Source organism: Halorubrum tropicale (assembly GCF_001280455.1).
In the GTDB taxonomy this organism is placed as follows: domain Archaea; phylum Halobacteriota; class Halobacteria; order Halobacteriales; family Haloferacaceae; genus Halorubrum; species Halorubrum tropicale.
The window spans coordinates 346,562-373,241 of record NZ_LIST01000003.1 but is presented as its reverse complement, the minus strand read 5'-3'; the positions used below and the strand labels follow the sequence as shown (position 1 = coordinate 373,241).

The following is a 26,680-nucleotide window of genomic DNA, read 5'->3' as shown; positions in this document are numbered from 1 at the left end:
ATACGGAACGCCGTTTCCGCCCTGGCCGCACCTATCGCTTCCCGAGCGCCTCCTCGAAGACGCGCTGGGCCCGCTCGTACCCCTCGTTCCGGTCGACGATCGGGTGCGGGTAGTCGGGCGCCAGTTCCTCGCGCTCCGCCCGCGAGAGGGTCGGCCAGTCGACGACCTTCCCGGCCGGCACGTCCGACAGCTCAGGGACGTACGCCTTCACGTATCGGGCGCCGTCGTCGTACTTCGACATCTGGCTCACCGGGTCGAAGATGCGCACGTCGACGGAGTCGGTGCCGGTGGAGGCGGTCCACTGCCAGGCGCCGTGGTTCGAGGCGTAGTCGTGGTCGATCAGCTGCTTCGTGAAGTAGCGCGCCCCGCGCCGCCAGTCGATCAGGAGGTGCTTCGTCAGGAAGCTCGCGACCACCTGCCGCGGGCGGTTGTGGACGTACCCCTCCTCGTTCAGCTGTCGCATCCCGGCGTCGACGAGCGGGTAGCCGGTCTCGCCGCGGGTCCACGCCTCGAAGTCCGCGTCCGACTCCCGCCACGCGACCTCGTTGGGGAACGACTTGTAGTTCGAGACGGCGAGGTCGGGGGTGTAGTACAGCAGGTGGTACATCTGCTCGCGCCACGACAGCTCGTAGCGGTACTTGTCGACGTTGCGGCGCTCGCCGCCCGTCACGGCGTCGTAGACGTCGCTCGCGCCCGCCCACACCTCGCGGATCCCGATCGCCCCCGTCGCGAGGTACGGCGACATCCTGGAGACCGCGTGCGTCGGCGCCTCGACCGCCCGCGAGAGGTCGTCGCGGGTGTCGTTGTAGGAGGTGATCCCGTAGTCGAGGAACTCGTCGAACCGCTCGCGCGCGGCCTCGTACCCGGCGCCCGGGAGGTCGATGTCGGCGTCGGGCTCGGGGACCGTCTTCCCGTCGCGCACGTCGGCCAGCGCGTCCGGGTCGGGCTCCGCGTACGGCCCGCGCTTCGGCACGGCCTCCCAGTCGCCGTGGAACTGGCTGTGGTTCGGGTACCGCTCCTCCAGCCGCCCGGGGTCGACCAACACGAGGTCCGTCCGGGAGTCCGTCGCGACGCCCGCGCCGGCGAGCGCGTCCTCGACCGCGCGCTGTCGGTTCCGGCGGGCCGGCCGGTAGTGCTCGTTGTAGACGACCGCCTCGGCGTCGTGCTCGTCGGCGAGGTCGACGAGGACATCGTCCGGGTCGCCCGCGCGGACGACGAGGTCGCTCCCGAGTTCTCGATACCGCTCCTCTAAGCGCTTCACGTGCCGGAGGAAGAAGGCGCGCTGACGCGCGCCGACCGTCGCGAGCAGGTCCGCGTCGTACACGAAGACGGGAACGACCGTTCCTTCGCGGGCCGCCGCCGCGAGGCCGGCGTTGTCCCGCGTCCGCGCGTCGCCTCGGTGCCAGAACAGGCGCATACGATCGCCAGGGGCGCCAGCAGATAGTGTCTGTCGCCCGGGGCCGGTCCCGCCGCCAGTACGTTCAAGGCGCTCCGCCTCGAATCCTGACCCGTATGACACGACGCGATCCCTTCGACGAGATCGAGGACCTGCTCGAACGGATGGGCCGCGAGTTCGAGGAACTCGGCGGCACGCTGGAGGGGGCCGGGCCCGAGGTCCCGCGGTTCCCCGGGGCCCGCGAGGTGGACGTCGACGTGATCGAGGACGACGAGTCGATCACCGTCGTCGCCGACCTCCCCGGGTTCGACGCCGACGACGTGGATGTCGAGCTGCGCGACGACGCGCTCGTGATCGCCGGCTCCCGGGAGGAGTCCGCCGAGTTCGCCGCCGAGGGCGACGACGCGGACGACGCGGACGAGGGCGACGAGGTCCGCTACCACCGGCGCGAGCGCCGCCTCCGGTCCGTCTCGCGCCGCGTCCCGGTCCCCGAACCGGTCGAGGCCGACGCGGCGACGGCCGCCTTCGACGCCGGCGTGCTCACCGTCACGCTCCCCAAGCGCTCGCCCGACGACGACCGCGGGCACACGATCGACGTCAACTGAGCGCGAGCGCGCCGCCGCCGCTAACCGAGACGCCGGCGCGGTCGTGGGATAGCACGCCTCACTCTGTGTTTAATATCTCACGGCGCCTTTCTGTTTTTATGAACACGACGAATCCCTTCGACGAGATCGAGCAGTTCCTCGGCCGCACGCCCTTCGCCGGCGGGCGGACCTGGGGCCGCGACCTCCGCGCCGCCGACATCGACGTCGCCGAGTACGACGACGAGTTCGTCGTGATGGCCGACCTCCCGGGCTTCGACCGCGAGGAGATCGACGTTCGCGCCAGCGGCGATCGGCTGACTATCTCCGGCGAGCGCGACACGGAACGCGAGGACGGGGACCGACGCTACCTCCGCCGCGAGCGCCGTCACGAGTCCGTCACTCGGACGATCGAACTCCCCGCGACCGCGGTCCTCGAGGACGCGACCGCGACGTACCGCCACGGCGTGCTCACGGTGACGGTCCCGCTCGACGCCGTCGACGCGGACGAGGGCCACCGGATCGACGTGAACTGACCCGTGCTCGACGCGAACTGACCCGTGCTCGACGCGAACCGACCCGTGCTCGACGCGAACCGAACGACTCGATGCGTCGCGGTCGAGCCGACCCCCGCTCTTTCCGGCCGATGCTTTCTCCACGGACCCCGTGGTAACTCTCCGTATGAACGACGCCGACCACGCGGCCGCCAGGCGCGACCTGGTGAACGCGCTCCGCGACCGCCTCGACGCGAGCGAGCGGACGCTGTCGGCGATCGGCGCCGTCCCGCGACACGAGTTCGTTCCGGAGTCGGTGCGCGGGTCGGCGTACGCCGACCGACCGCTCCCGATCGGTCACGGGCAGACGGTCAGCGCGCCGCACATGGTCGCGATGATGACCGACCTGCTCGACGTCGAGCGCGGCGACCGCGTCTTCGAGGTGGGGACCGGCTGCGGCTACCACGCCGCGGTCGTCGCCGAGGTCGTCGGCCCGGGGAACGTCTTCTCGGCCGAGCGCGTCCCGGATCTGGCGGCCGCCGCCCGCGACCGCCTCGACCGCCTCGGGTACGAGGTGACCGTGTCGGCCGGCGACGGGCGCGAGGCCTTCGCCGACGCGGCCCCGTTCGACGCCGCGTACCTCACCTGCGCGGCGCCGGAGGCGGTCCCGGACGCCGTCGTCGACCGCGTCCAGACGGACGGCCGCGTCGTCGCGCCCGTCAGCGAGCGCGGTCGCCAGCGGCTCGTCCGGCTCACCCCCCGCGAGGACGGGATCGACCGCGAGGACCACGGCGGCGTGCGGTTCGTCCCGATGCGGTAGGCGGGCGGCCGAACGCACAGTTTTAGAGGACCGAGTCCCGAGACGGCGCATGGACGACGCGTCGCTCCGGGCGGACATGATCGAGGGGCTCGAACACCAGATCGGCGAGCCGATCGAGCCGCCCGTGCTGACCGCCCTTCAGCGCGTCCCCCGCGACCCCTTCGTCGACGACTCGCCCCGCGGGGGCGCCGTCGACGGCGACGACCCTCACTCGCTCTCGCTCGCGACGCTGGTCCGACTGCTCACCGCGCTCGACGCCGACGAGGGCGACTCGGTCCTCGTCGTCGGCGCGGGGATCGGCTACTCGGTCGCGCTGCTCGCGGCGATCGCCGGCGCGCGGCGCGTCCACGCGGTCGACATCGACCGCGCCGCCGTCCACGCCGCGCGGTCGAACCTCGACGCGGCCGGCTACGGCGCCGTCCTCGTCGACCGCGCGGACGGCGCCGACGGGCTCCCCGCCTACGCGCCCTACGACCGGATCCTCCTCGAAGCCGCCGTGGTCGAGCCGCCGCGACCCCTCCGCGAACAGCTGGCGTCCGGGGGCCGGATCGTTTACCCGCGCGGCGCGGGCGTCCAGACCGTCGCGGCGATCGAGCCGTCGACCGCCCCCGAGGACGGGGACGACCCGGCGCCGCCGGGGTTCGAGACGGTCGCGACCCACGGCCCGGCACGGCTCCAGCCGATGCTCGTCGACGGCGAACAGCCGGGAACGGAACGCAACCGGACCCGCCGCGAGGACGCCGAGCGCGCCGAGCGCGGCCGGCAGCGCCGACACGGCTGGGAGCAGGACTGGATCGACTGGGACGATCAGCTCTGACCGCCTCTCGCAGCGCGCCGCCGCGGCGTCACTCCTCGACGACGAGCACCTCGGTGTTCCCCCGCTCGTCGACGTAGTCGCCCTCCGCCGGGGGCTTGACGTCGATGGTGAGCGTCCCGTCGGCCTGGTTCGGCCCCAACTCGGGGTCGACGTCGACGGTCGCGATCCCCTCGCCGTTCGTCTCCGCGGTGACGACGCCGTCGATCCGCGCGGAGCCGCCGCGGACGATCACCGTCGCGTCGGCGACGCGGGAGCCGTCCGGGTCGACGACCGCGACGTCGATCGACTGCTCCCCGGGCGTGGTCACCTCCGGCTGCGGCTGCGCGTCGAGCTCCGTCGCGGCCAACCCGTCGATGTCGCCGATCATCCTCATCATCACGCTGAGGCTGGCGACGCCGACGACGAGCGCGATGACGAGGCGGACCGGGAGCCCCTCGATCGCGCGGGTGTCGGTGCTGAACGTCCGGCGGTTCGCGGTGCGCGAGTCGTGTGTTCGATCGGACATACGCCCCGCTGGCCGCGGCATCCGGTATAAAAGATCGGCCGCCCGACCGTTTTTATCTCATACCGAGGCCAGCCGTCCGCGTGTACGTACTCGGCCGCGACGGACCGGAGCCCGACGGCGACGACGCGAGCAACCCCGGCCGCGACCTCGGCGACGCGAGCGACCGCGACTCCGACTGCGGCGACGCGATCGATCGTGACGGCGACCTCCCGTCCCACACCGCCCGGATCGGATCCTTCCTCGCTCGCGACGGGAGCGCGGGCGCACCCGTCGGGGTCGACCTCGACCGCCCGCACGCGGGCGTCGTCTTCGGGAAGCGCGGAACCGGGAAGTCGTACACGCTCGGCGTCCTCGCGGAGGAGCTCGCCGCCGCCGACGGCGTCGCGCCGGTCGTCGTCGACCCGATGGGCGTCTTCGGGGGCCTCGAAGCGGCCGGGGGACAGGTCGTCGACCCCGCGGTCCGCCCGGGCTCGATACCGCCGTCGACGTGGCCGGACCTGCTGGGACTCGACCCCGAGAGCGGGCCGGGAAGCCTCGTCTGGCGCGTCGTCGCCGACGCGGTCGACGGCGGCGCCTCGCCCTCGCTCGCGGCGCTCCGGGACGCGGTCGCCGCCGCGGACGCGCCGGCGGAGACGCGCCGCGCCGCCGCGAACCACCTCCGGCTGGCGGCCTCCTGGGGAATATTCGACGCCGACGCGCGCTCGGTCACGTCGCTCGCGGCCGACGGCGACCCCGCCGTCATCGACCTCGCCGGCGTGCCCGACGCCGCCGCGGCGGCCGCCGTTCGCGCGGTCGCTCGCGGCCTCTACGACGCGCGGATCGACGGGCGCCTCCGACGGCTGCCGTGGCTGCTCGTCGACGAGGCGCACGCGTTCTTCGACGGGGTCGCCGAGCCCGCGCTCCGGACGCTCCTCACGCGGGGCCGCGCGCCCGGCGTCTCGCTGGTCTGTGCGACCCAGCGGCCGGCCGCGCTGCCGAGCGTCGCCGTCTCCCAGTCCGACCTCCTCGTCTCCCACCGGCTCACGGCCGCGCGCGACGTCGACCGGCTCGCCGAGGCGGAAGCGACGTACCTCGCCGGCGACCTCGCCGCGCGGCTCCCCGAGGGCGTCGGCGAGGCGCTCGTCGTCGACGACGCGACGGAGACGGCCCACACGGTCCGGATCCGCGAACGACGCACGCCGCACGGGGGAGAGAGCCCCCGCGCCAGCCGGCCGTCGGACGCCGAGTAGCGCCGAGGCGGCTCGGAACGCACAAGCCCCCGCGGACACACCGACGCTCATGGAACGGACGCCGTACGGATTCCTGCTCGTCGCGGCCGGCGGCTTCCTCGGCGCGGTCGCCAGGCACGCGGTCGACCTCGGCGCGGGCGAGGCCGTCGCTGCGGCCACCGCCGCCGCGGGCGGCGGCGCTCCGACCGGCGCGGGAACGCTTGTCGCGAACGTCGCCGGATCGTTCGCGCTCGGGCTCCTCCTGACCCGCGCGTCGAGCGACCGAGTCAGGCTGTTCGTCGGAACCGGCGCGCTGTCGTCGTTCACGACGTACAGCACGTTCGTCGCCGACGCGGTCGCGCTCGGGACGCCTGCCGGCGCGTGGTACGTCGCCGCCAGCTACGCGACCGGCTTCGCCGCGGCCGCGCTCGGGTTCGCCGTGGGGGGTCGAGACGGCCGATGACCGTCGCGTCGCTCCTCGCGACGGCGCTCGTCGGCGTCGGCGGCGCGCTCGGCGCCGCGTCCCGGCACGCGGTCGGACTCCGCGTCGAGGGGCGCCAATCGGTCCTCCTCGTCAATGCGCTCGGGAGCTTCGCGCTCGGAGCCGTCTCTGCCGCCCCGGTCGGGTCGACGGCGGCGCTGCTCCTCGGCGTCGGCTTCTGCGGCGCGTTCACGACGTTCTCCTCGTTCGCCGTCGGGACGGTCCGGACCGCGAGCGAGACGGGGGCCCGCGCCGCCGCGGCCGTCGCGGGGTCGAACCTCGCGGCCGCGCTGGCCGCGTTTCACCTCGGCTCGCTCCTCGCCGGGCGGCTCCTCTGACGGGCGTCGACGCCCGGCGTCCGCCCGCAAGCGATAGGTACAGCATCCCTCGGCCCGTACCCGCGTCCGTGACCGACACCGACCGCTCCGTCGACGGCGAGTCGACAGACCCGGCCGACTCTGGGCCGTTCTCCGACGCCGTGGACCCCGAAGACGTCCCCGAGTTCGGCGACCTCTCGATCGCCCAGCGCGCCTTCGTCGCCGCCGCGCAGAACCCCTCCCGCGGACTGCTGGTCGTCGGCCTGTTCGCGTTCGCGCTCGCCTTCTACGCCGCGTTCTGGCTGTCCTTCCCCGCCGCCGCCGGGCTCCTCTCGGCGCTCGCGCTGATCGTCGCCGCCGCCGCCGCCGCCGTCTACTGGCTCCTCGACCGCGTCGCCGGCTGATCCCCGCCCGCCCGTCGGCGTTCCGGGTCGCTACCCCGCACGACCCGTCCCGCTGACTTCACGGCCGCGGCTCGTAGAACTCCCGGAGCGGCCGCCCGAACGCGGGCGCGAGCGTCGCGACCGCCTCGCCGACCAGCACGTCGCGGTCGTCGAACGCCGGCTCCACCTGCGCGCCGAGCGCCACGTCGCTCGCGGCGTCGCTCTCCAAGTACTCCCGGACGGTGGCGAACTCCCGCTCCCGCTCGACGACGTATCGGTCCCCGTCGATGAACGGGCCGTAGGTGTCCGGGTCGACGTCGTCGACGTACGACTCGTAGAAGCTCGCGGCGTGCTTCCGGACCGCGACTGGCGGCCCGTCGTGGCGCTCGACGGCCGGCCGCTCGGTCACCTCCAGTTCGGCGTACAGCGCGGCCCGGGTCGTCCCGTCGGACCCGTCGCGTCCCGCCGTCCTCTCCGCGCCGTGCCGCCCAACGTCCCCTGTCGCCCTCGCGGCGTCGGTCATGGCCCGCGCTCGGAGGACGTCGAAGCCGCGGTCGTTCAGCCCGCCGACGATCCCGTCCAGCGACCGCCGGAGCTGGGGCCACAGCTGGTCGTCGACCACGTCGGGCGCGTCGAAGACGACCGCGACCGGCGTCGTCTCCCGCCGGTCGAGGTGCGCGCGCACCTCGCTCGGGTCCAGCGGCTCCGGCTCGTCCGGCTCGAAGAGGTCCCCGCTCGGGGCCGCAAGGAGCTCCCGGGCGTAGTGCTGGAACCGCGCGAGGTTCGTCGCCGACAGCACCGCGGCGACGTTCCGCGTCGGGTCCGTCGGGTCGACGACGACCAGCGGGTCCTCGAACGTCCGCTCGGCGTGCCCCTCGGGGTCGAACTCCACCGGCGGGTGCCAGCTCCGCGCCGACTCCACCAGCGGGACGAACCCGCCCAGCTCCAACACGAGCAGCTCCGTGAGGTACCCCGAGAACCCCTCGGTGCGGAGGTCGCTCCCGTACGCGCCGATCCCCTTCAGGAACGCCTTCGCCAGCACCACGTCCGCGGCGAGGTCGTCGTCGAGCCGCGCGGAGAGGTAGGCGTCGTGGAACGGCGTGCGGTCGACCGCGGAGACCAGCTCGCCGGCGCTCTCCACGTCGTGACAGGGAACGAGGTCGACGTCGAACCCCTCGTAGCTCCCCTTCACGTACGGGTGTTCGGCGTACTCCTCGTGGCCGTCGGGGAGGACCGCGTGGCCGACCTCGAGGCCGTACTCCTCCAGTTCGGCGCGGTCGAGGTCCGCGTCGAACCGGACGAACAGGTCGATGTCGCGGTCGCCGGCGACCCACGTGCCGCGCGCGGTCGACCCGACCTGGACCACGTCGGCGCCGACGGGGAGGTCGGCGATGGCCTCGCGGGTCCGGTCGGTCAACGTCGCGGCGGTCTCCCGCAGGCGCTCGCGCTCCGCCGGCTCCGGCAGGACCCGCTCGCGGACCCGCGACAGCACCGCCTCCAACTCGTCCATACCGAACGGTCTCGCGGTCCGGCCGAAAACGTGTCGGTCGGATCGGCGCCCGCGGCGGTGCGTCTGATCGGGGGCCGTAGCGCGCCTTCCGGGCAGTCGGATTCCCCGCAGTCGGGCGGAAACGAAAGCCCTATCAAAACGACCCGAGTACCGGGAAGTGAGCCGAAGTAGCTCAGTTGGTAGAGCGCCTCGCTGTTAACGAGGCGGTCCCAGGTTCGAGTCCTGGCTTCGGCGCCTCCTGCTTTCACCTGCTTCGTCGCGAGTCGGTACGCTAAAAAACGTCTCCGACGTATCGACAGATACGGGCCCTTAGCTTAGTCCGGTTAAAGCGACTCGCTCATAACGAGTTGATCGCCGGTTCGAATCCGGCAGGGCCCATCGACATCACACTCGCTACCGGAGAGTCTCTTCGCAGCGCCCGAATCGTCCAGACGCCGGAGACCGCGCCGGCGTCGTCGCCGCCCGTCGACTCGGGGTCGTCCATCACCAGCTCGTGGTCGCGGGCCCGGGCGACGAACGCGGATTCGCCGTCGCTCTCGCCGCTGACTTCCATCCGCTGCGTCGCGTTGGCGTCACTCATCGACCGCGCTAGCGGGCGAGGGGTCATAAACCGTCAAAACCGGTCCGGTTCGTGCCGGTGGCCGTGGCCCGCGTCTCGCGTCGAGGCAGCATACGGGCGTCGAGAGTGTCAATCCCGGCCGGCTCGCCGTCAGCCGCCGCCGCGACGCGTCTCCGGTACCGGCGAGTTCCGCGACCGCGTCGGCCGAAGGAATCCGATTGGCTCGGTCGCCCGCGCGGTACGGCCGCGACGCGCCGTCGGTCACTCCACCAGCTCAACCAGTTCGTTCACGTCCTCGACGACGGCGTCGGCGCCGTTCTCGGCGAACTTCTCGCGGCCCGCGTCGCCGGTGAGCCCGCCGGTGAGGACGCCGATCCCGTAGTACACGCGCGTCTCGTCGGTCTCGTCGGCGTTGCGCGCGGTCCGCACGTCGTCGAGGGTGTCGCCCGCGAACGCGACGCGCTCGGCGTCGAACCGCTCGGCGAGCTCGACGAGCGCCCGCGGGTGCGGCTTCCCCTCCTCCCAGTCGTCCATCGTGAACCGCCGGTCCTCGGGCACGTCGAGACCGACGCGATCCAGGGCGATGTCGGCCTCCGCCGCCGGCCGACCGGTGAGGACGCCGACGTCGAACCGATCGGTGAGCTCGGCGATCGTCTCGGGGGCGACGAGCGTCGGCTCGTCGTGGATGTACCCGTCCGTCTCGACCGGCGGCTCGCCGCCCTCCAGCTCGCGGTACAGCTCCGCGCCGAGGTACAGCGCCTGGAACGTCTCGCGGAGCGCGTCCCGATCCCACTGATCGCGGACGCGGGCCTGCGCGACCCGCGGGAGGTCGCCGACGACCTCCTTGGCGGCGTCGAGGCCGCCGCCGAGCTCGCGGACGCGGTCGGTGAACTCCTCGACGTCCATCCGGAGCCCCTCCCGGCGGGCCAACACGAACAGCGCGGCCGCGTCGGTCAGCTCCCAGTCGTTGTTGAAGCCGCCGGCGTCCTTGAACGCCTGGACCGCGTCGCGGTCGATCGGCTTGCCGCAGACACGGTCGACCGACTCGAGGATCGCCCGACGGTAGGAGTCCGCCACGTCCACCAACACCCCGTCGATGTCGAGGACCACTGCGTCGACCTGCATACCGCAAGGCCGTCTGGGGGCGGAATGAACGTTCGGGTTCGCGGCCGGCGTCGCCGGTTCGAGGGACGCCCCGACCGCCGGTTCGAGCGTCGCGACGGAGCGGTCGCCGGGCCGCGGCGTCACCGGGCGACGTACACGACGGTCCCCGCCTCCCGCGACCGCCGCCGGACGTCGACGACCGGCTCCTCGAACCCGAGCGTGGTGAACAGGCAGGCGGCGTCGAGCCGCTCGGCCAGCGCGACGGTCGGGCGCTGGATCTCGGCGGGCAGGTTCCGCGCGTACACGGCGTCGACCCCGTCTCCGACCGACTCGGAGCCGATCGCGTCGCGGATCGCCCGTCCGTCGTCGGCCGCCAACGCCGTCACGTCCGCGGCGGCGACGCGGAGCGACCCCTCGCCCGACTGTGCCGCCGTCGCCGCCTCCCGCGCCGACTCGCTCACAGTGACGTCGACGGCGACGACCGCTCGGCCCCGGTCCGCGAGCGCGAGGGCGACGTCCGGACGCCGCCCGACGCCGACCTCGATCAGCCGCTCGTACGGGTCGAGTGCGGCGACGAGCGCCCGTTCGGACGGCGGCGGTGACCCCACGGCGCGGCCTTTATGACCGCGGCGGTCAAAAGCGGTTCCATGCTCGTGGACATCGTCCCGGTCGGGGAGGTCACGCCCCGAGTGAAACGGGAGGCCTCCGCTGCGCTGCGTTCCGTGTACGACTGTGACGTGACGGTCCACGACGACCAGGCGATCCCGGACTCCGCGTTCGACGCCGACCGCGACCAGTACCGCGCCGAGGACCTCATCGAGACGGTCACCCGGGTCGGCGGCGGCGAGAAGAACATCGGCATCACGCCCGAGGACCTCTACTACCGGCGCCGGAACTACGTCTTCGGCCTCGCGTACCTCAACGGCAGCGGCTCCGTCATCTCCACCCACCGGCTCCGCACCTCCTCGGACGGCGGCGTCTCGACTAAACCCGCCGTCGACGTCTTCGGCGACCGCGTCCGCAAGGAGGTGGTCCACGAGATCGGGCACACGCTCGGCTTGGAGCACTGCGACAACAGCAAGTGCGTGATGTCGTTTTCGCCCACCGTCCGCGAGGTCGACGTAAAAGAGGAGAACCTCTGCGGCACCTGTTCTCGGCTCATACGCTGAGCGCGCGGCCGCCGCCCGCTCGCCGACCGCCGGTAGACGTAAAGTCCGCCCCGCACAAGGGACACGTATGGCCGCAAAGCCGGAATACCGCGACCGGCCGGACGTCGAGGTCGCGCTGCTCGACGCGCTCGTCGACCGCGGCGACGAGGGGATGACGGTCCTCGAACTTCGCGCGGCCGTCGACGCCGACATCGACGCCGTCGAGGAGGCCCTCTCGGCGCTGAAGGAGGACTCGCTCATCACCGTGGAGTCGGACGAGCACGTCCGGGTGTACGCCCACGACAAGGTCGTTCCGGACCCCGAGGCGCCGGACGACGACCCGTCGGCGGGGCTCGTCGACGCGATCCGCGACCGCCTCGGACTGTAGCCGCCGGAGACGGCGACCTTTTGGCTCTCGCTCGCGTCCCTCCGGCCATGACGCTCGTCTCCGGCACCCACGACGCGCACGGCGCCGTGTACCGCGACCGCGGCGGCCGAGAGGTCGTCGACCACTACGGGAAGCCCGTCCGCGTCGGCAAGGCGGTCCGCAACGTCGCCGGCGTGATCGAGATGGGGTACGGCGTCCTCGCCGTCAGAGGCGACGACCGCGTCGAGTTCGTGGACAACGCCGTCTCGAACCGCGTCCCGACCGCGGACGGCGAGGGGACCTACGCCCTGCTGCTCGACCCGCAGGGCGGGATCGAGACGGACATGTACGTGTACAACGCCGACGAGCGACTGCTCGTCTTCCTCCCCCCGGAGCGGGCCGAGTCGGTCGCCGCCGACTGGGCGGAGAACGTGTTCATCCAGGACGTGGAGATCGACGACGTCTCCGACGAGTTCGGCGTGTTCGGCGTCCACGGCCCGAAGTCGACGGAGAAGGTGGCCTCCGTCCTCGGCGGACCGGGCGCGCCAGAGGACCCCCTCTCCTTCGTCCGCGGGTCGATGGTCGACGCCGGCGTCACGGTGATCGCGACGGACGCCCCGCTCGGCGAGGAGGGGTACGAGATCGTCTGCGCCGCCGCCGACGCGGGCGAGGTGTTCGACACCCTGATCAACCGCGGGCTCAACGCCGCGCCGTTCGGCTACCGGACGTGGGACGCGCTCGCGACCGAGGCCGGGACGCCCCTCTTCGAGCACGAGCTGGCCGGCACCGTCCCGAACGTGCTCGGCCTCCGGAACGCGCTCGACTTCGAGAAGGGGTGTTACGTCGGCCAGGAGGTCGTCTCGCGCGTGGAGAACCAGGGGCGACCGAGCCGCCGGCTGGTCGGCCTCGAACTCGACGGCGCCGCCGAGGCGGTCGCCGGCGTCGACGCGAACGCCGACCCCGAGGGGATCGACGCCGCGCTCCCCGACCCCGGCGCGGCCGTCTTCGACGGCGACGAGGCGATAGGCGAGGTGACCCGGGCCGCGGTCGGCCCCGCGACCGAGGTCCCGGTCGCCCTCGCGCTCGTCGCGTTCGACGCCGGCCTCGGCCCGGTCACCGTCCGCGTCGACGGCGAGGAGGTCTCGGCCGCCGCGGTCGACCTCCCGTTCGTCGACGGGAGCGCGGCGTCCGCGAGGCTGCCGACGTACCCCGATCTGCGCGCCTGAGCGTCCCGCTGACGGCGCCCGCCGCGGCTCAGACGACGAAGTCGACCGCCGCGTAGAGGCTAAACCCGAGCGCGAACGCGCCGACGAGCGACCCGACCCACGCGAGGACCGTGTACCCCATCTTCTTCCGGCTGACGCCCGCGTCGCCCGCGGCGTAGCCCGCGCCGACGATCGCGGAGACGATGATCTCGTTGAACGAGACGGGGATCCCGAAGGCGACGGCGGTCTGCGCGATCGCGAACGACGGGATCAGCGCGGAGATCGACCGCCGCGGCCCCATCGAGGCGTAGTCCTGCGCGAGCGCCTTGATCATCCGCGGCGCGCCCGTCCACGACCCGGCCAGCAGCCCGGCGCCCCCGCCGACGAGCAGCGCCCACAGCGGGACCCCGACCTCGCTGAAGATCGGGACGAGGGGGCCGATCGCGAGCCCCACCTGCGACCCGCCGGCCGAGAACGCGACGAGGCCCCCCATCGCCAAAAGGAACCGCCGCTGGGCGCCCTCGCGGTCGCGGCCGAGGTCGGCGTACACGGCGACCGCGACCAGGGCGGCGATCCCGAGGGTCACCGCGGGCGCCCCCGCGCCGCCGATCCCGAGATCCGCCCCGAGGACGCCCGCCACCGACGCCTGTTCGCCGGCCGGCCCGAGCAGCGCGAACCCGACGTTCGCGAGGAGCGCGCCCACGAGCCCGGCGAGCGCCGCGGTCAGCGGGCGCTCGGGCAGCGACTCGCCGATGAGCAGCCGGGCGACGCCGAAGGCGACGCCGCCGCCGACGAACGGGGTGAGCACCCACAGCGTCGCGATCTCGGCGTACTTCGGCCACGCCGGGTCGCCCCCCATCGCGAGGCCGACGCCGACGACCGCCCCGGTGACGGTGAACGCCGTCGCGATCGGATAGCCAGCGAACACGCCGACCGCGACCAGCGCGGCGGCCGTGACGAGCGCGACGATGGCCGCCGCGGCCGTGAGCGTCACGCCGCCGATCAGCTCGGTGCCGACCGCCTCCGTCACGTTCGCCCCCTGGAGCGTCGCGCCGAGCAGCCCGAGGACGCCGACGATCAGGCCGGCCCGCATCACGGAGATGGCGTTCGCGCCGACCGCGGGGGCGAACGGGGTCGACCCCGACGAGCCCGCGCCGATCGACCACGCCATGAAGAGGCTGGCCGCGGCGGCGACGACGAGCGTCGCGGCGGTGACGACGACCATCAGCTCCGCCCGTCGTTGTACCCCTCGTTTAGCCCCCTCACCGTGCGCCGAACGAGGAGGAACCCGAAGAAGAACAGCCCGAGAAGACCCACCAACAGAAGCACGAACAGCGGCTGTACCGGGAGCATAGACGTGAATCCGTCGGGACGGTGTTATGCGTTTCGGGCGACGCGGCGGGGACCGGCGTGCGCGGTGCCCCGCTCTCGAACGTCTTCAGGACCCCGGCCCGCCGTCGTGAGGCCGATCGACGCGACGCGCGGCAGAACCGGCTCGTTGCCGGGACGAATCCGGTGCCGTCGCGAAACGAACTCCTCTCTGCCCCCGTAAAGTGGGTATTGTTTACTCTTCTCATGAACACAGTTATATAGCTGTATCGTTCTGGGTTATAGTGGTATGACGGACAAACAGAACAGACGACAGGTACTGGAAGCGATCGGTGTGGCCGGCATCGCGGCGCTGGCCGGGTGTAGCGGCGGCGGCGACGGCGGCGACGGCGGTGACGGCTCCCGCTTGAGCTGGCACGCCGGAGGCACGGGAGGGACGTACTTCCCGCTCTCGAACGAGATCAAGACGGTCGTCGAGGAGAACACCGACTTCTCGCTGAACGTTCAGTCGACGGGCGCGAGCGTCGAGAACGTCGGCAGCCTCGGCGACGAGTCCGCCGACTTCGCGCTGATCCAGAACGACATCGCCTACTTCGCGAAGAACGGGACGGGCATTGACACGTTCGAGGGCAACGCTGTCGAGAACCTGCAGGGCGTCGCGACGCTGTACCCCGAGACGATCACGGTCGTCACCCTGTCGGACTCCGGTATCGAGTCGCTCTCCGACCTCAGCGGCGCGACGATCAACACGGGCGACCTCGGCTCCGGGACGCAGGTCAACGCGAACCAGATCCTCGAGGCCGTCGGCATCAGCGACTACAACGAGCAGAACGCCGGCTTCTCGCAGGCCTCCGAACAGCTCGCGAACGGGGACATCGACGCCGCGTTCGTCGTCGGCGGCTGGCCGGTCGGGGCCATCGAGGAGCTCGCGACCACGAACGACATCAACATCGTCCCGATCCAGGGGGACAACCGCCAGGCCGTCAAGGACGCCGCCTCGTGGTTCGCCGACGACACGATCCCCGGCGGCACCTACACGGGCATCGACAGCGACGTCGAGACCGTCGCGGTCCAGGCGATGATAGCCACCCACGCCGGCGTCCCGGCCGATACCGTCGAGACCGTGACGGGCGCCATCTTCGACAACGTCGGCGAGTTGAGCATCAAGACCGACTTCATCTCCGCCGACAGCGCTCAGGACGGGATGTCCATCGAGCTGCACGAGGGCGCCGCGGCGTACTTCGACGCCTGACCGACCCGGTAGGTCGGCTCCGGCGGCAACGCACCGCTTCGCGCCCGCGTCTCCGTCCGCGAGACGCGACGCTCGCACTCTGTCCGACGCGGGACCCTCGTCACCGCACCTGAACATCACACGTGGCACTCCGAGACGCGACTTCGCGAGACCTGCTCGGCCCGGCGCTCGCGGTGGTAGCGGTCGCGCTGTGTCTGTCGATCGCCGGCGCCGCCGTCGCGGCCCCCTCCGGACAGGTGCTCGTCGTCGAGGGGATCGACACCGGCGAGCGCTACCTGACGCACCCGGTCGACGACGGGAGCACGGTCGCGCTGTCGTACACCCACAGCGTCGAGAAAACCCCGGTGTACGACGAGTACCGCGTCGAGGGCGAGACGCTCGTGAACACGCGCATGGAGTTCGAGTCGTACGGCTGGGGACTCCCCTCGCGGGTGAACGTCACGAACGTCAACGGGACCTTCGTCTACGACCCGCCCGGGCCGATAACGACGCTCGAGACCCTGTCGGTCTCCCCGGGGCGGATCGCTAACCACACTCTGATCGTCGAGGACACCCGGTACGACCTGGTCGCGGAGACCGGCGCGAGGGACGTTCGGATCCGCGTGGAACGCCGGGGCCTCACGGACGTATTCTCATGAGCACGAACGACACACAACCGGACGACGCCGAGGAGATTTCCAGAGAAGAGGCCGACGAGATAATCGACGAGATCGAGCGCCGGCGGTCGTTACAGGGGCTCGCCGCCCTCGCCGTCGCGGTCATCGGGATCTGCTTTTCGCTCTTCCAACTGGCGCTCGCGGCGCGCAGTTTCACCTTCACGATCCCGCTGCCGACGGTCGATCTCGGACTGCTGACGGTGCGGCCGATACAGATTTCGCTCCAACTGCTCCAGGCCAACGCGGTCCACGTCGGCTTCGCGCTCGTGCTCACCTTCCTGATGTTCCCGGCCACCATGGGCGACGGGCCCCTCTCGCGGCGGCTCGGCGGGGCAGTCGACGCCGCCGCGAGCCGCCTCGGCGGTTCGAACCCGCTCTCGCGGGTCCTCGACGGCGTTCGGCGCGCGGTCCGGTGGGCGTTCGTCGACCCGGACCGCAGCCGGGTCACGCCGTTCGACGTGGCCTGTATGATCGTCTCGCTGCTCGCGGTCGTCTACTTCCTCACCGAGTTCCGGGAGATCCGCGACATCCGCGCCTTCGGGCTCGAGTCCGGTCGCCCGATCACCGGCGTCTACTCGGTCCTCGAACCGCTGCTCGGGGGCGTCCCGTTCGTCAGCGAGTACTCCTACGCGATGCTGCTCGGCGTGCTCGGCGTCCTCCTCGTGCTGGAGGCCACCCGGCGGACGCTCGGGCTGCCGCTCATGATCATCGTCGCCAGCTTCATCGTGTACGCCCGCTGGGGGTACCTCATCAGCGGTAACACGCCGTTCGTCGGGCTCCTCGCGATCCCCCAGTTCACCTGGCCCGACATCATCCAGAACCTGTGGTACAACACCGAAAACGGCGTGTTCGGGATCCCGGTCACCGTCTCCGTCAGCTTCATTTACATCTTCATCCTGTTCGGCTCGTTCCTCGAGATGAGCGGCGCGGGCCAGTGGTTCATCGACCTCGCGTACGCCGCCACCGGCCACCGGAAGGGCGGCCCGGCGAAGTCGAGCATCCTCGCCAGCGGCTTCATGGGCACCATTTCGGGCTCGTCGATCGCGAACACGGTCACGACGGGGGCGTTCACCATCCCGCTGATGAAGAAGTCGGGCTACTCGCCCGAGTTCTCCGGCGCGGTCGAGTCGTCGGCCTCCTCCGGCGGCCAGATCCTGCCCCCGGTGATGGGGGCGGCGGCGTTCCTCATGGTCCAGTACACCGCGACGCCGTTCCGCGAGATCATCATCCTCGCGACGATCCCGGCGGTCGTCTTCTTCTTCGGCGTCTGGGTGATGGTCCACCTCAAGGCGGTCCAACAGGGGATCGGCGGCGTCGACGCCGACACCGTGTCGCTCGGGACCCACCTCAAGCGCGGGTGGTTCTACCTGGTCCCCATCGTGCTGCTCCTCTACTACCTGATCGGCGCGCGGCTCTCCGTGTCGCGGTCGGCGTGGTTCACGCTCGTCGCGCTGGTCGCGCTTATCGCGTTCATCGCGGCGTACAGCGAACAGACCCGTGCGTTCCTCCTCGCGTCGACGGCGGCCATCTTCGGCGTCGAGCTGGCGAGTTACACCGTCGCCGGCGTCCCGATCACCGGACTCCTCGCCGGCGCCGGCGGGGCCGGAGTCCCGCTCGGCGACGCCCTCGCGGTCATCGGTCCGCGGATCGGGTGGTACGCGATGCTCGGCAGCGTCGCGACGATGATCGTCCACGCCGACGTCCAGTCGGCGGTGCTCGATCTCAACCCCACCGTTCAGACCGCCGCCGAGTCCGCCGGCGAGCGGACCGGTCGCGACCTCGGCGACAACCAGCTGTTCCGCGTCGGGACCTTCGTCGTGAAGTCGATGGAGGAGGGCGCGCGGACGGCCGTCCCGGTCGTCATCGCGGTCGCCGCGGCGGGGATCATCCCGGGCGTCATCAGCGTCTCCGGGCTCGGACCGAACCTCACCTCGCTCCTCTTGGAGCTGTCCGGCGGGTCCATCGTCGTCATGCTGCTCGTCACCGCGGTCGCGAGCATCATCCTCGGGATGGGGATGCCGACGACCGTGACGTACATCATCCTGATCTCGATGCTCGCGACGCCGCTCGTCGAGTTCGGGATCCCGCTGCTCGCGGCGCACCTGTACATCCTCTACTTCGGCGTGATGGCCGACATCACGCCGCCGGTCGCGGTGGCCGCCTACGCCGCGAGCGGGGTGGCGAAGTCGGACCCGTTCGAGACCGGCGTGAAGGCGTTCTCGCTGTCGCTGAACAAGGCGATCGTCCCCTTCGCGTTCGTGCTCGCTCCCGGCATCGTCCTCCTGCGCGAGAAGGCGAACGCGGACGAACTGCCGCTCCGCGAGCAGTACCGCGTCGTCAACTTCGCCGACCTCGCGGAGCTGTCGTACTCCGTGCCGGAGATCCTGATCCCCGTCGTCGGCGTCTTCCTCGGCGTCGTGGCGCTGGGCGCGACCGTCATCGGGACGCTGTACGCCGACGTCCCGAAGCCCGAGCGCGCCGTGTTCGCGCTCAGTTCGCTGCTGCTCATGGCGCCCCGACTGCTCTCGGAGTCGGTCTTCGACGTCCTCGGCCTCGCGGGCGTCAGCGTCTCGGTGAACGCGCTCCTGCTCGACCTGACGCTCCGCGGCGTCGGCCTCGTGCTGTTCGTCGCGCTCACCGTCAGGAACCGACGCAAGGCCAGCGTCGAGCCCGCGGGCCCCTCTGGCGAGCCGACGACCGCCTGAGGTCGGCCGCGGCCGCCGCGTTTCGGTGACTAAAACGCTCGTTTGCGCCTCGGACACCTATAAGATCGCGCCGCTCGTAGGTGGAAACGCGACCCCCGCTTCGGCCCTCACACGCCCGGAGAAGCCGGTCGACGCTCCGGCCGGTCGGACTCGCCGCCTCCCTCCCTGCCCAGAACCCCTCCCCCGGGCGCGGTCCGCCCGCCGGCGTCCACCCGCACCGACTCGGGTCCGCCACCGTGCACGCGACCGTCGGCCGGTCCGGCCGCACGCGGGGCGTCGCGATCGGTCCCCGCCGCCGCGCACGACGGCCTCACGCCCGCTTCTCGCGCCCCGCTCCGTTACCCTGCGCTCTCGATCCGTTACTCCGCGCTCCCGCCCTCGATGCGGAACGTCTCGAAGACCTCGCCGTCCGGCGTCACCAGTTCTCCCGCCAGTCCGTTCCCGCGCTCCCCGCCGACCGGCGTCAGCTCCGCGTGCGCCGGGCGGTTCCCGCGCGGCTGCGCGTGGCTCCCAGGGTTCAGTATCGGCAGCCCGCCCGAGTCGTCGAACCGCGGCCGGTGGCTGTGGCCGCAGATCACGGCGTCCGCGTCGCGGCCGCGACCGAGCATGACGAGCCCCGTGTCGCCGCTGCGGTGGCGGTGGGCGACCGCGAACCGGACCCCGGCGTACTCGACCGTCCGCACCTCGGGCACGCGGTCGCGGATCGCGGCGTCGTCGTTGTTGCCGTAGACGGCGCGGAGGCTCGCGGCGGCCGACCGGAAGGCGTCCAACACCGGTTCGCGGTAGAAGTCGCCCGCGTGGACCACCAGCTCGGCCTCGCGGACCGCCTCGGCGGTCCGCCCCTGAAGCCTCGACTCCTCGCGTGCGTGCGTGTCGGAGACGACGACGAGCATACCGTCCGTCCGCGCCAGCGTGGGTTAAAACTCGCGCCCGCCTCCCGGCCGGGGCTTTGGCGGTGTTCTCCGTCGATCTGTGGCTAGCAGGATACAGAACGACGAGCAGAGGTCCGAAAACAGCCTACTCGTCCAACGAGAGCGCCGCGAGCAGCGACTCCAGTTGGACCTGCTCGTTGGCGCCCTCCGCGATCCGGTAGTCGGCCTCGCCGACGCGCTCCATCAGCCGCACCGCCTCGCGCTCGCTCAGGTCGAACTCCCAGACGGAGCGGTGGAGCTGGTCGATCACGTCGCCGCCGGCCATTCCCGTCTCCGTGAGCAGCGTGTCGAGCGTCGACCGCGCCCGCGCGAAGTCGCCCTCCAGCGCGTCGGTCACCATCGACTCGATCTCCTCCGGCCGGGCGGTCGCCGTGATCGCGTACACCGCCTCCTCGTCGACCACGTCGCCGGTCGTCGCCGCCGCCTGGAGCGAGTTGATCGCGCGGCGCATGTCGCCGTCGGCCGCGTACACGAGGGCGTCGACGCCCGCGTCGGTCACCTCGATATCCTCGGCGGCCGCGATCTCGCGGACCATCCCGCCGACCGCCTCGTCGGAGAGCGGCGAGAACCGGAAGACGGCGCAGCGCGACTGGATCGGGTCGATGATCTTCGACGAGTAGTTACACGAGAGGATGAAGCGGGTGTTGTCGGAGAACTGCTCCATCGTCCGGCGCAGCGCCGACTGGGCGTCGTCGGTGAGGCTGTCCGCCTCGTCGAGGAACACGATCCGGAAGTCGCCGCCGAACGACGAGCGCGCGAACCCCTTGATCCGGTCGCGGACGACGTCGATCCCGCGCTGGTCGGAGGCGTTCAGCTCCAGGAAGTTGCCGCGCCAGTTGTCCTCGCCGTATATCTCGCGGGCGATGGCGGTGGCGGCGGTGGTCTTCCCGACGCCCGCAGGCCCCGAAAAGAGCAGGTGGGGGACGTCGTCCTGCGCGATGTAGCTCTGGAGGCGCTCGACGATCTCCTCTTGGCCGTGGATGTCGTCGAGCGACTGCGGCCGGTACTTCTCGATCCAGATCTCCCGCCCAGTCGCGGTCGCAGCCGCCTGCTCGTCGGCCTCGCTCATTACCGGATCCGAGGGCCGGCGGGGTCATAAACGAACCGAGAGCCGGCCGCGCCGACGCGCGTCCCCGGCCCCTCGTCCGATGCCCGTCCTCGTCCCCTACGTCAGCCGTCCGAACGCCTCGCGGAACGCGCCCGCGGCGTCGCCCTCGGTCTCCGCGACCCGCAGTCGCCTGCCCGCCTCGGCGTCGAACTCGGGCGCGAGCACGACCGCCGCGGCGCCCGTCGCGACGGTCTCCGTCCGCCAGTCGATGTACCGCTCGGCGAGCCGCGCCGGGAGGTCCGCGCGTAACACGGCGTTCCGCCACGCGAACTCGCGGGTCGCCGTCAGTCCGAGCAGCGCCAGCCGGTCGTCGAGGGGGTCGAACGCCGCGTCGATCCCGGCAATTCCGAGCGCCCCGTACGCATCGACGAGGGCGTCCTGGGCGGTCTGAACGAGCCGGGCAAACACCGCGTTGATGCGGTCGTGGTCCTCGAGCTTGGCGCCGCGGTCGGGGTCGATCCCCACGTCGCCGAGGGCGTACGTGAGGTCGTAGGCGATGTGCGCGTTGATGCCGAGCAGGGCGTCCTGCGCGACGAGCGTCTCCCCGCGGGCCGCGGCGGCGAAGGCGAGCAGCCACGGCCGCGGGAGCGAGCCGAACGCCCGCCGCTCGAACGCGACCAGCGCCCGGCGGTAGCGCTCCGCGAAGGCGACGAGGTACGCCGCGGTCCACTCCGGATCGACGAAGGCGCCGTCGTCGATGGCGGTCCGCACGGTCGCCGTCATCCGGCTGTACACCGTGAGGAACACCGCGCGGCGGTCGCCCCGCTCCCGGAGGTACGACTCGGTCTTCGCCAGCCGCTCGTCGACGTCGGCGACGGACGCGAACGGCGCCGCGACGAGGTCGAGCAGCGCCGCGTCCGGCTCGTCGTCCGCTAGGTCCGCGGCGATCGCGTCCCGCTCGCCGTCGACCGCTCGGCGGAGCCCGACGAGCAGCGCTCTCGCCTCCTCGGTCGTCGGGACGGCGGCGCGGATCGGAGTCATGACTGACGGACGGCCGAGCCGTCTGACCGCCCGGTACTCGGTCGGAGCCAAAGAACGTTGCTGCGAGGGGGTCGGCGCCGACTACGCGAACTCGTCGACCAGCTCGGGCACCACGTCGAAGAGGTCGCCGACGATCCCGTAGTCGGCGATGTCGAAGATCGGCGCGTTCGGGTCGGTGTTGATGGCGACGATCGTGTCCGAGCCCTTCATGCCGGCGACGTGTTGAACCGCGCCGGAGATGCCGACCGCGATGTACACGTCCGGCGTGACGACCTTCCCCGACTGGCCGACCTGGCGGTTCTTCGGCAGCCAGCCGTTGTCGACGATCGGCCGCGAGGCCGAGAGGGTCGCGCCGAGCGCGTCGGCGAGCTCCTCGACGAGTTCGAGGTTCTCTTCCTCCTCGATGCCGCGGCCGACCGAGACGAGCACGTCGGCGTCCGCGATGTCGACGTCGCCGCCGCCGACCTCCTCGAAGCCCGTAACGCGGGCGCCCGACTCGGGGATGTCGACGTCGGCCGCCTCGACGGTCGCGTCGCCGACCCCCTCCGCCGGCGGCCACTCGCCGCCGCGGACCGTGATGACGAAGCGGTCGCCGGCCACGTCGACGGTCGTCTCCACCTTCGAGCCGTACATCTCGCGGGTGACGGTGAGCCCGTCGTCGTAGTCGATCCCGACGGCGTCGGTCACGACGGGGACGCCGAGGCCCTCCGCGAGCGCCGGCGCGTAGTCGAGGCCGTTGACGGAGTTCGGCAGCACCACCGCGCCGGCGTCGAGCCGGTCCGCGAGCGTCGAGACGGCCGCCTGGTAGGCGTTGTGGTCGAACTCCTCGCCGTCGTCGACGGCGTGGATCGCGTCGACGCCCTCGCGGTTGAGGTCCTCCGCGAAGCCGTCGACGTCGCCGCCGATGACGGCCACGTGGAGGTCGGCGTCGCGCGCGTCGGCGAGCTCCCGCCCGGCCGTGATCGCCTCGTAGGTCACGTCCCGGAGCGCGCCGCGGCGGTGTTCGGCGGCGACGAGCACGCTCATCACGCGCCCACCCCCTTGTCCCGCAGGACCTCGGCAAGGCGACCCGCGGACTCGCCGGCGTCGCCCTCGATGATCTCCGCGTCGGACTCGCTCTCCGGCTCGTACATCTCGGTGACCGTCAGCGCGCTCTCCACGTCCTCGGCGCTCAGTCCGAGGTCGGACAGGTCCTTCGGGGCGATCTCCTTGCGCTGGGCCTGTCGGATCCCGCGGAGGCTCGCGTACCGCGGCTCGTTGAGCCCGGTCTGGACCGTCAGCACCGCCGGGAGGTCCACGTCGGTCAGCTCCTCGACGCCGCCCTCGAGCTCCCGGTGGACGTGCGCCACGCCCGCGTCGGCGTCGACGTCGAGGTGGTTGACGACCGCGGCGTGCTCGAAGCCGATCCGCTCCGCGAGCGCGACGCCGGTCGCGCCGAAGCCGGTGTCAGCGGCCTGGACGCCGCCGAGGATCAGGTCCGGCTCCTCCTCCTCGACGACCGCCTCGAACAGGTCGACCTTCGAGGCCACGTCGGCGAACCCGCCGGCGAGCGCGTCGTCCCAGACGCGGACCGCGCGGTCGGCGCCCTTCGCGAGCGCCATCCGGATCGTCTCCTCGGCGCGCTCCGGGCCGACGGTGACGGTCACGACCTCGTCCGCGATCCCGGCCTCGGCGAGCTGGACGGCGGCCTCGACGGCGTAGTCGTCCCACTCGTTCAGGTCGTACTCGAGGTCGGACTCGGCGATATCGGTCCCCTCGATCGCGAAGTCGTCGTCGGCCTCCGCGACCTCCTTGACGGTCACCAGAACCTTCATGATCGTTACTCAGTCGCTCGTCCTGTAATGGTTTTCGGAACGAGCGACGGCGGACCAGCGGTTTTCCTCGGTTCGTCCGACTCTGGGCGACGGCCGACGCCGCGGCGACCGCCCCGCTGCCCGCCACCACTGCCGCGATCGGCGGGCTACTCGTCGGCGCGGTCGCCGTCGGCCCCTCCGCCGTCCTCGTCGTCGGGCAGCGAGATGAGGTTCTCGCGGCCGAGGCGGAGCTTCTCGACGCGGCCCTCGTCGGCCATCGCCGAGAGCAGCTGCGACACCTTCGCGTCCGACCACCCGGTCTCGGCGACGATGTCGGCCTGCCGCATCCGGCCGCCGTTGGCGTCGAGGAGGCGCTCGACGCGCTCCTCGTCCGAGAGCAGCGAGAGGTCCTCCCCGTCGTCGCCGTCGTCGCCGTCGTCCCCCTCGTCGCCCGCGTCGGCGCCGTCGTCGTCCGCCTCCGGTTCCCGACCGGCGCTCCCGACGCCGCCCGGACCCGGCCCGCCGCCGGTCGCCACGTCCTCGCCGCCGTTCGCCGCCGACTCGCCCGGCCCGTCTCTCCCGGGGTTGATCCGGCGGTACCCGACGACGCTCCCGGCGACGAGGGCCGCGGCGAGCACGATCGCGGCCATCAGCATCGTCCACGGGGCGCCCGCTCCGGCGGGGCCGTACACGATCGCCACGGGCTCGCCCTCCTCGAACGTCTGTGGCCCCTCGATGATCACGTCGCCGTCCGAGAGCTGGGTCACGGCGCTGCTCGGCGTTCCGGTGACGGTGTACCCCTCGGGCGTCGCCACCTCCAGCGTCTGGCCCGCCTCCAGGCTGCGGAGCCACGTCTCGTTGTCCGGCGTCGTCAGCGCGTCGCCGAGGACGAGGCTCTCGCCGTCCCGTTCGAGGAACGCCGTCCAGGTGAACGTGAGCCGCAGTTCGCCGACCGCGACCGCGTCCTCCGTCGCGACCTCGTACTCGCTCGGGTCCTCGTACACCTCGACCTCGCGCCCGACGTCCTCGATCGCCATCGAGCGGTCGACGTTGCGGTTCGCCTCGCGGCGGAACCCCTCGAACAGGGCGGCGTCGGGGCCGACCTCGCCGTCCTCGAAGCGGTCGCCGGCGGTCCTGAACGCCGCCGTCTCGTTCGCGTCCGCCAGCGAGTACCGGACCGCGACGGTCCAGTCGGCGCTGCGGTCGGGGTTCAGACCGATCCGGATCCGCGTCGTCGACGGCGACGTGATGCCGTCGTCGGTCTGCTGGCGGACGGCGGTCGAGCGGTCGCCGACGGCACCGGCGACGCCTGAACCGTCGGCGGCGGCCGACGCGCGGGTCGGGTTCTCGGCAGCGTCGAGGGGGGAGGGGGCCGTGACCGCGCCGTCGGCCGCGACGCCGGCGCTCGCGACCAGCGCGAGCGCGACGACGGCGACCAAGAGCGCGCGAAGAGCGGGGTTCCGCATACGTCACGGGCCACTCGCGCGCCGGGCAAAACGCTTTCCATACGCTGTTTTTTGACAGGAAGCTCGGCCGAGTCGCCGCTCGCGCCCGCGTGCCGCTTGACGGCGACGCGGGTCCGTCGGCCCGGGCGGCCGGCCGCAGTGGGTGGACTTTTTGTGTCCCGGGCCGAACCGTCGGCCGATGAGAGCCCTCCCGATCGCCGCGGTCGCGGTCTTGTTGGTCGTGGCCCCGGTCGCCGGCGTCACCGCGCCGGGCGCCGTCTCCCCGTCCGTCGACCCGGCGGAGTCCGCCGATTCGGCCTCGCCGGCCGCTCCGGACCTCCCCGCCGGTCCGGCGTCGCCCGGTAGTTCGACGTCGCCCGCGGACCCGACAGTCGCCGCCGGCCAGCCGGCGACGCAGATCGAAACGACGAACCTGACGCTCCGCACGCTCTCGACGCCGCCCGGGGCGGAGACGCGGGTCGGCACGTACGCCCGCGGCCCCGACCTCGGCTCGGCGCTCGGCTTCGCCACCGCCGACGCCGACGCGGCCGTCGAGACCGCGGCCGTCGTCGACCGGATCGAGGGCGCCGAGGCCGGTGTCGAGCGCCAACAGCAGATCCTCGTCGAGATCAACCGCGTCGAGCGCGCGGAGGTGGCGCTGTCCAGCCGCCAGGCGGACGCCTTCAGCGCGCACGCCGCCGGCGAGATGAGCGACCGCGAGCTGGTCGACGAGCTCGTCCGGGTGGCGGCGACCGCCCGCGAGTACGACGAGCGGCTCGAGGCCATCGACGCGCTCGCCGAGTCGACGGACGGGTTCAGCTCGCCCGGTCGGCTCGACGAGCTTCAGGTGGCGCTCCAGGTGTACGAGGGGCCGGTCCGGGACCACGCGCTCGCGACCGCTCGCGGCCAGTCCTCGCCGAACGACATCTACGTCGCGTCGAGCGAAGACGCCGTCGTGCTCGCGACCGTCGTCGACGGCGAGTACGTCCGCGAGGTCTTCCGGACCGACCGCTGGGACCGCGGCGGCGGCGACATCTCGAATGACGCGGCGATAGCGATCACCGAGGCGGCCTACCCCGAGACGGCCGCGCTGCGCGAGCCCGACGCGTTCGGCGCGGGCGCGGTCCAGCGGATCACCATCCCGCACGAGTTCGGCGTCCTCCGGACGTTCGTCAGCGGCGGCACCGAGCGGGTGTTCGTCGAGCACCAGCGCGTCGACCTGGCCGCGTTCCCCGACACCGAGCCGGTCGCGGCCGCCGGCGACGGGTTCAACGTCACCGTCGAACGGACCTACCCCGGCGGGCCGGTGACCGTGACCGTCCTCGACGACGAGACCGGCGAACCGGTCTCCGGCGTCACCGTCACCAAGTCCGTCGGCGGCGGCGACAGCCGGGCGATCGGCGCGACCGACGAGAACGGCGTCGTCCGGACGCTCTCGCCCGCCGAGCCGTACCGCATCACGGTCGTCGACGAGCCCCGCGTCGTCGTCCTCGACGGCATCGAACCCCTCCCGACGCCGCGGCCGGTCGGCGACGAGTGACCGCCCGGGGCCGACGCTTTTACCCGAAACCGCCCCACCGCCCC

The 26,680-nt window shown here is 72.3% G+C and carries 27 protein-coding genes, 2 tRNA genes and 1 pseudogene; 17 read left to right on the top strand and 13 right to left on the bottom strand.

Annotated elements, in window-relative coordinates:
* Positions 1–31: 31 nt before the first annotated feature.
* Positions 32–1,417 (bottom strand): cryptochrome/photolyase family protein, encoded by a 1,386-nt coding sequence (locus AMR74_RS09655; RefSeq protein ID WP_053771853.1) that lies wholly within the window; start codon positions 1,415–1,417, stop codon positions 32–34.
* Positions 1,418–1,512: 95 nt separating this feature from the next.
* Between AMR74_RS09655 and AMR74_RS09650 the strand changes: the two genes are divergently transcribed.
* From AMR74_RS09650 to AMR74_RS09635, 4 genes are all read left to right on the top strand, one after another.
* The gene (locus AMR74_RS09650; RefSeq protein WP_053771852.1) at positions 1,513–2,001 is read left to right on the top strand and encodes an Hsp20/alpha crystallin family protein; all 489 of its coding nucleotides are present in this window, start codon (positions 1,513–1,515) and stop codon (positions 1,999–2,001) included.
* A 98-nt stretch (positions 2,002–2,099) separates the two neighbouring features.
* A complete protein-coding gene (gene hsp14, locus AMR74_RS09645; RefSeq protein ID WP_053771851.1) occupies positions 2,100–2,513 on the top strand; it encodes an archaeal heat shock protein Hsp14 in 414 nt (137 codons plus the stop codon).
* Positions 2,514–2,658: 145 nt separating this feature from the next.
* Complete coding sequence (locus AMR74_RS09640; RefSeq protein ID WP_053771850.1) at positions 2,659–3,291, top strand: protein-L-isoaspartate(D-aspartate) O-methyltransferase; 633 nt, start codon at positions 2,659–2,661, stop codon at positions 3,289–3,291.
* A 49-nt stretch (positions 3,292–3,340) separates the two neighbouring features.
* Positions 3,341–4,108, top strand: coding sequence for a protein-L-isoaspartate O-methyltransferase family protein (locus AMR74_RS09635; RefSeq protein ID WP_053771849.1), 768 nt, complete (start codon positions 3,341–3,343; stop codon positions 4,106–4,108).
* A gap of 28 nt (positions 4,109–4,136) precedes the next feature.
* Here AMR74_RS09635 and AMR74_RS09630 read toward each other — a convergent pair whose 3' ends face one another.
* Positions 4,137–4,613, bottom strand: coding sequence for a DUF7382 domain-containing protein (locus AMR74_RS09630; RefSeq protein WP_053771971.1), 477 nt, complete (start codon positions 4,611–4,613; stop codon positions 4,137–4,139).
* An 80-nt stretch (positions 4,614–4,693) separates the two neighbouring features.
* Here AMR74_RS09630 and AMR74_RS09625 point away from each other — a divergent pair, with 80 nt between their 5' ends.
* The 4 genes from AMR74_RS09625 to AMR74_RS09610 all read left to right on the top strand — a co-directional run bounded on the left by AMR74_RS09625 (position 4,694) and on the right by AMR74_RS09610 (position 7,023).
* Positions 4,694–5,842 carry an ATP-binding protein gene (locus AMR74_RS09625; RefSeq protein ID WP_394324736.1) on the top strand — a complete coding sequence of 383 codons (1,149 nt, stop codon included), beginning with the start codon at positions 4,694–4,696 and terminating at the stop codon, positions 5,840–5,842.
* 49 nt (positions 5,843–5,891) lie between these two features.
* On the top strand, positions 5,892–6,284 hold the full coding sequence (locus AMR74_RS09620; protein ID WP_053771848.1) for a fluoride efflux transporter FluC: 393 nt from the start codon (positions 5,892–5,894) through the stop codon (positions 6,282–6,284).
* Positions 6,281–6,640, top strand: a complete 360-nt coding sequence (locus AMR74_RS09615; RefSeq protein WP_053771847.1) for a fluoride efflux transporter FluC — start codon at positions 6,281–6,283, stop codon at positions 6,638–6,640. The genes AMR74_RS09620 and AMR74_RS09615 overlap by 4 nt, the downstream gene beginning before the upstream one ends.
* A 68-nt stretch (positions 6,641–6,708) precedes the next feature.
* Complete coding sequence (locus AMR74_RS09610) at positions 6,709–7,023, top strand: hypothetical protein (protein WP_053771846.1); 315 nt, start codon at positions 6,709–6,711, stop codon at positions 7,021–7,023.
* A gap of 58 nt (positions 7,024–7,081) precedes the next feature.
* Here AMR74_RS09610 and cca read toward each other — a convergent pair whose 3' ends face one another.
* Positions 7,082–8,512, bottom strand: a complete 1,431-nt coding sequence (gene cca / locus AMR74_RS09605; RefSeq protein WP_053771845.1) for a CCA tRNA nucleotidyltransferase — start codon at positions 8,510–8,512, stop codon at positions 7,082–7,084.
* A 161-nt stretch (positions 8,513–8,673) separates the two neighbouring features.
* Between cca and AMR74_RS09600 the strand changes: the two genes are divergently transcribed.
* A tRNA-Asn gene (locus tag AMR74_RS09600) sits at positions 8,674–8,746 on the top strand.
* Between the two features lie 69 nt (positions 8,747–8,815).
* A tRNA-Ile gene (locus AMR74_RS09595) sits at positions 8,816–8,890 on the top strand.
* 442 nt (positions 8,891–9,332) lie between these two features.
* On the opposite strand, the gene AMR74_RS09585 is transcribed toward AMR74_RS09595, so the two are convergent.
* The gene (locus AMR74_RS09585) at positions 9,333–10,196 is read right to left on the bottom strand and encodes a TIGR01548 family HAD-type hydrolase (protein ID WP_053771844.1); all 864 of its coding nucleotides are present in this window, start codon (positions 10,194–10,196) and stop codon (positions 9,333–9,335) included.
* A 119-nt stretch (positions 10,197–10,315) separates the two neighbouring features.
* Entirely contained in the window at positions 10,316–10,783 is a 468-nt protein-coding gene (locus tag AMR74_RS09580) for a UPF0146 family protein (protein ID WP_053771843.1), read from the bottom strand.
* Between the two features lie 39 nt (positions 10,784–10,822).
* Here AMR74_RS09580 and AMR74_RS09575 point away from each other — a divergent pair, with 39 nt between their 5' ends.
* From AMR74_RS09575 to ygfZ, 3 genes are all read left to right on the top strand, one after another.
* Complete coding sequence (locus tag AMR74_RS09575) at positions 10,823–11,344, top strand: archaemetzincin family Zn-dependent metalloprotease (protein WP_053771842.1); 522 nt, start codon at positions 10,823–10,825, stop codon at positions 11,342–11,344.
* 67 nt (positions 11,345–11,411) lie between these two features.
* The gene (locus AMR74_RS09570; RefSeq protein WP_053771841.1) at positions 11,412–11,711 is read left to right on the top strand and encodes a DUF6432 family protein; all 300 of its coding nucleotides are present in this window, start codon (positions 11,412–11,414) and stop codon (positions 11,709–11,711) included.
* Positions 11,712–11,758: 47 nt separating this feature from the next.
* Positions 11,759–12,916 carry a CAF17-like 4Fe-4S cluster assembly/insertion protein YgfZ gene (gene ygfZ, locus AMR74_RS09565; RefSeq protein ID WP_053771840.1) on the top strand — a complete coding sequence of 386 codons (1,158 nt, stop codon included), beginning with the start codon at positions 11,759–11,761 and terminating at the stop codon, positions 12,914–12,916.
* Positions 12,917–12,944: 28 nt separating this feature from the next.
* On the opposite strand, the gene AMR74_RS09560 is transcribed toward ygfZ, so the two are convergent.
* Both AMR74_RS09560 and AMR74_RS19805 read right to left on the bottom strand, forming a co-directional pair.
* On the bottom strand, positions 12,945–14,120 hold the full coding sequence (locus AMR74_RS09560; RefSeq protein ID WP_053771839.1) for an inorganic phosphate transporter: 1,176 nt from the start codon (positions 14,118–14,120) through the stop codon (positions 12,945–12,947).
* Positions 14,120–14,251: pseudogene (locus AMR74_RS19805) on the bottom strand (DUF7859 family protein); the annotation flags it as partial. The gene AMR74_RS09560 and the pseudogene AMR74_RS19805, both read right to left, overlap by 1 nt.
* 262 nt (positions 14,252–14,513) lie before the next feature.
* Here AMR74_RS19805 and AMR74_RS09555 point away from each other — a divergent pair.
* The 3 genes from AMR74_RS09555 to AMR74_RS09545 all read left to right on the top strand — a co-directional run bounded on the left by AMR74_RS09555 (position 14,514) and on the right by AMR74_RS09545 (position 18,837).
* Positions 14,514–15,476, top strand: coding sequence for a TAXI family TRAP transporter solute-binding subunit (locus tag AMR74_RS09555; RefSeq protein WP_053771838.1), 963 nt, complete (start codon positions 14,514–14,516; stop codon positions 15,474–15,476).
* Between the two features lie 194 nt (positions 15,477–15,670).
* Complete coding sequence (locus AMR74_RS09550; RefSeq protein WP_394324738.1) at positions 15,671–16,114, top strand: DUF1850 domain-containing protein; 444 nt, start codon at positions 15,671–15,673, stop codon at positions 16,112–16,114.
* Entirely contained in the window at positions 16,111–18,837 is a 2,727-nt protein-coding gene (locus AMR74_RS09545) for a TRAP transporter permease (RefSeq protein WP_053771837.1), read from the top strand. Before AMR74_RS09550 ends, AMR74_RS09545 begins: the two co-directional genes overlap by 4 nt.
* Before the next feature lie 359 nt (positions 18,838–19,196).
* Here AMR74_RS09545 and AMR74_RS09540 read toward each other — a convergent pair whose 3' ends face one another.
* The 6 genes from AMR74_RS09540 to AMR74_RS09515 all read right to left on the bottom strand — a co-directional run bounded on the left by AMR74_RS09540 (position 19,197) and on the right by AMR74_RS09515 (position 25,117).
* On the bottom strand, positions 19,197–19,730 hold the full coding sequence (locus AMR74_RS09540) for a metallophosphoesterase (protein ID WP_053771836.1): 534 nt from the start codon (positions 19,728–19,730) through the stop codon (positions 19,197–19,199).
* 124 nt (positions 19,731–19,854) lie between these two features.
* Positions 19,855–20,838, bottom strand: coding sequence for a replication factor C small subunit (locus tag AMR74_RS09535; RefSeq protein ID WP_053771835.1), 984 nt, complete (start codon positions 20,836–20,838; stop codon positions 19,855–19,857).
* Between the two features lie 96 nt (positions 20,839–20,934).
* Positions 20,935–21,858, bottom strand: coding sequence for a DUF5995 family protein (locus AMR74_RS09530; RefSeq protein WP_053771834.1), 924 nt, complete (start codon positions 21,856–21,858; stop codon positions 20,935–20,937).
* An 81-nt stretch (positions 21,859–21,939) separates the two neighbouring features.
* Positions 21,940–22,887 carry an electron transfer flavoprotein subunit alpha/FixB family protein gene (locus AMR74_RS09525; protein ID WP_139042985.1) on the bottom strand — a complete coding sequence of 316 codons (948 nt, stop codon included), beginning with the start codon at positions 22,885–22,887 and terminating at the stop codon, positions 21,940–21,942.
* On the bottom strand, positions 22,884–23,672 hold the full coding sequence (locus tag AMR74_RS09520; protein WP_053771832.1) for an electron transfer flavoprotein subunit beta/FixA family protein: 789 nt from the start codon (positions 23,670–23,672) through the stop codon (positions 22,884–22,886). The genes AMR74_RS09525 and AMR74_RS09520 overlap by 4 nt, the downstream gene beginning before the upstream one ends.
* A gap of 146 nt (positions 23,673–23,818) precedes the next feature.
* Positions 23,819–25,117 carry a helix-turn-helix transcriptional regulator gene (locus AMR74_RS09515; RefSeq protein WP_053771831.1) on the bottom strand — a complete coding sequence of 433 codons (1,299 nt, stop codon included), beginning with the start codon at positions 25,115–25,117 and terminating at the stop codon, positions 23,819–23,821.
* Positions 25,118–25,295: 178 nt separating this feature from the next.
* Here AMR74_RS09515 and AMR74_RS09510 point away from each other — a divergent pair, with 178 nt between their 5' ends.
* Positions 25,296–26,636: a DUF7094 domain-containing protein gene (locus tag AMR74_RS09510; RefSeq protein WP_053771830.1), complete on the top strand. Its 1,341-nt coding sequence runs from the start codon at positions 25,296–25,298 to the stop codon at positions 26,634–26,636.
* The last annotated feature ends 44 nt before the right edge of the window (positions 26,637–26,680 follow it).

Excerpts from the sequence above, each read along its gene's own strand:
- AMR74_RS09655 (WP_053771853.1), bottom strand. The coding sequence starts at position 1,417 with ATGCGCCTGTTCTGGCACCGAGGCGACGCGCGGACGCGGGACAACGCC.
- AMR74_RS09650 (WP_053771852.1), top strand. The coding sequence starts at position 1,513 with ATGACACGACGCGATCCCTTCGACGAGATCGAGGACCTGCTCGAACGG.
- hsp14 (WP_053771851.1), top strand. The coding sequence starts at position 2,100 with ATGAACACGACGAATCCCTTCGACGAGATCGAGCAGTTCCTCGGCCGC.
- AMR74_RS09640 (WP_053771850.1), top strand. The coding sequence starts at position 2,659 with ATGAACGACGCCGACCACGCGGCCGCCAGGCGCGACCTGGTGAACGCG.
- AMR74_RS09635 (WP_053771849.1), top strand. The coding sequence starts at position 3,341 with ATGGACGACGCGTCGCTCCGGGCGGACATGATCGAGGGGCTCGAACAC.
- AMR74_RS09630 (WP_053771971.1), bottom strand. The coding sequence starts at position 4,613 with ATGTCCGATCGAACACACGACTCGCGCACCGCGAACCGCCGGACGTTC.
- AMR74_RS09620 (WP_053771848.1), top strand. The coding sequence starts at position 5,892 with ATGGAACGGACGCCGTACGGATTCCTGCTCGTCGCGGCCGGCGGCTTC.
- AMR74_RS09615 (WP_053771847.1), top strand. The coding sequence starts at position 6,281 with ATGACCGTCGCGTCGCTCCTCGCGACGGCGCTCGTCGGCGTCGGCGGC.
- cca (WP_053771845.1), bottom strand. The coding sequence starts at position 8,512 with ATGGACGAGTTGGAGGCGGTGCTGTCGCGGGTCCGCGAGCGGGTCCTG.
- AMR74_RS09585 (WP_053771844.1), bottom strand. The coding sequence starts at position 10,196 with ATGCAGGTCGACGCAGTGGTCCTCGACATCGACGGGGTGTTGGTGGAC.
- AMR74_RS09575 (WP_053771842.1), top strand. The coding sequence starts at position 10,823 with ATGCTCGTGGACATCGTCCCGGTCGGGGAGGTCACGCCCCGAGTGAAA.
- AMR74_RS09570 (WP_053771841.1), top strand. The coding sequence starts at position 11,412 with ATGGCCGCAAAGCCGGAATACCGCGACCGGCCGGACGTCGAGGTCGCG.
- ygfZ (WP_053771840.1), top strand. The coding sequence starts at position 11,759 with ATGACGCTCGTCTCCGGCACCCACGACGCGCACGGCGCCGTGTACCGC.
- AMR74_RS09560 (WP_053771839.1), bottom strand. The coding sequence starts at position 14,120 with ATGGTCGTCGTCACCGCCGCGACGCTCGTCGTCGCCGCCGCGGCCAGC.
- AMR74_RS09555 (WP_053771838.1), top strand. The coding sequence starts at position 14,514 with ATGACGGACAAACAGAACAGACGACAGGTACTGGAAGCGATCGGTGTG.
- AMR74_RS09545 (WP_053771837.1), top strand. The coding sequence starts at position 16,111 with ATGAGCACGAACGACACACAACCGGACGACGCCGAGGAGATTTCCAGA.
- AMR74_RS09540 (WP_053771836.1), bottom strand. The coding sequence starts at position 19,730 with ATGCTCGTCGTCGTCTCCGACACGCACGCACGCGAGGAGTCGAGGCTT.
- AMR74_RS09535 (WP_053771835.1), bottom strand. The coding sequence starts at position 20,838 with ATGAGCGAGGCCGACGAGCAGGCGGCTGCGACCGCGACTGGGCGGGAG.
- AMR74_RS09530 (WP_053771834.1), bottom strand. The coding sequence starts at position 21,858 with ATGACTCCGATCCGCGCCGCCGTCCCGACGACCGAGGAGGCGAGAGCG.
- AMR74_RS09520 (WP_053771832.1), bottom strand. The coding sequence starts at position 23,672 with ATGAAGGTTCTGGTGACCGTCAAGGAGGTCGCGGAGGCCGACGACGAC.
- AMR74_RS09515 (WP_053771831.1), bottom strand. The coding sequence starts at position 25,117 with ATGCGGAACCCCGCTCTTCGCGCGCTCTTGGTCGCCGTCGTCGCGCTC.
- AMR74_RS09510 (WP_053771830.1), top strand. The coding sequence starts at position 25,296 with ATGAGAGCCCTCCCGATCGCCGCGGTCGCGGTCTTGTTGGTCGTGGCC.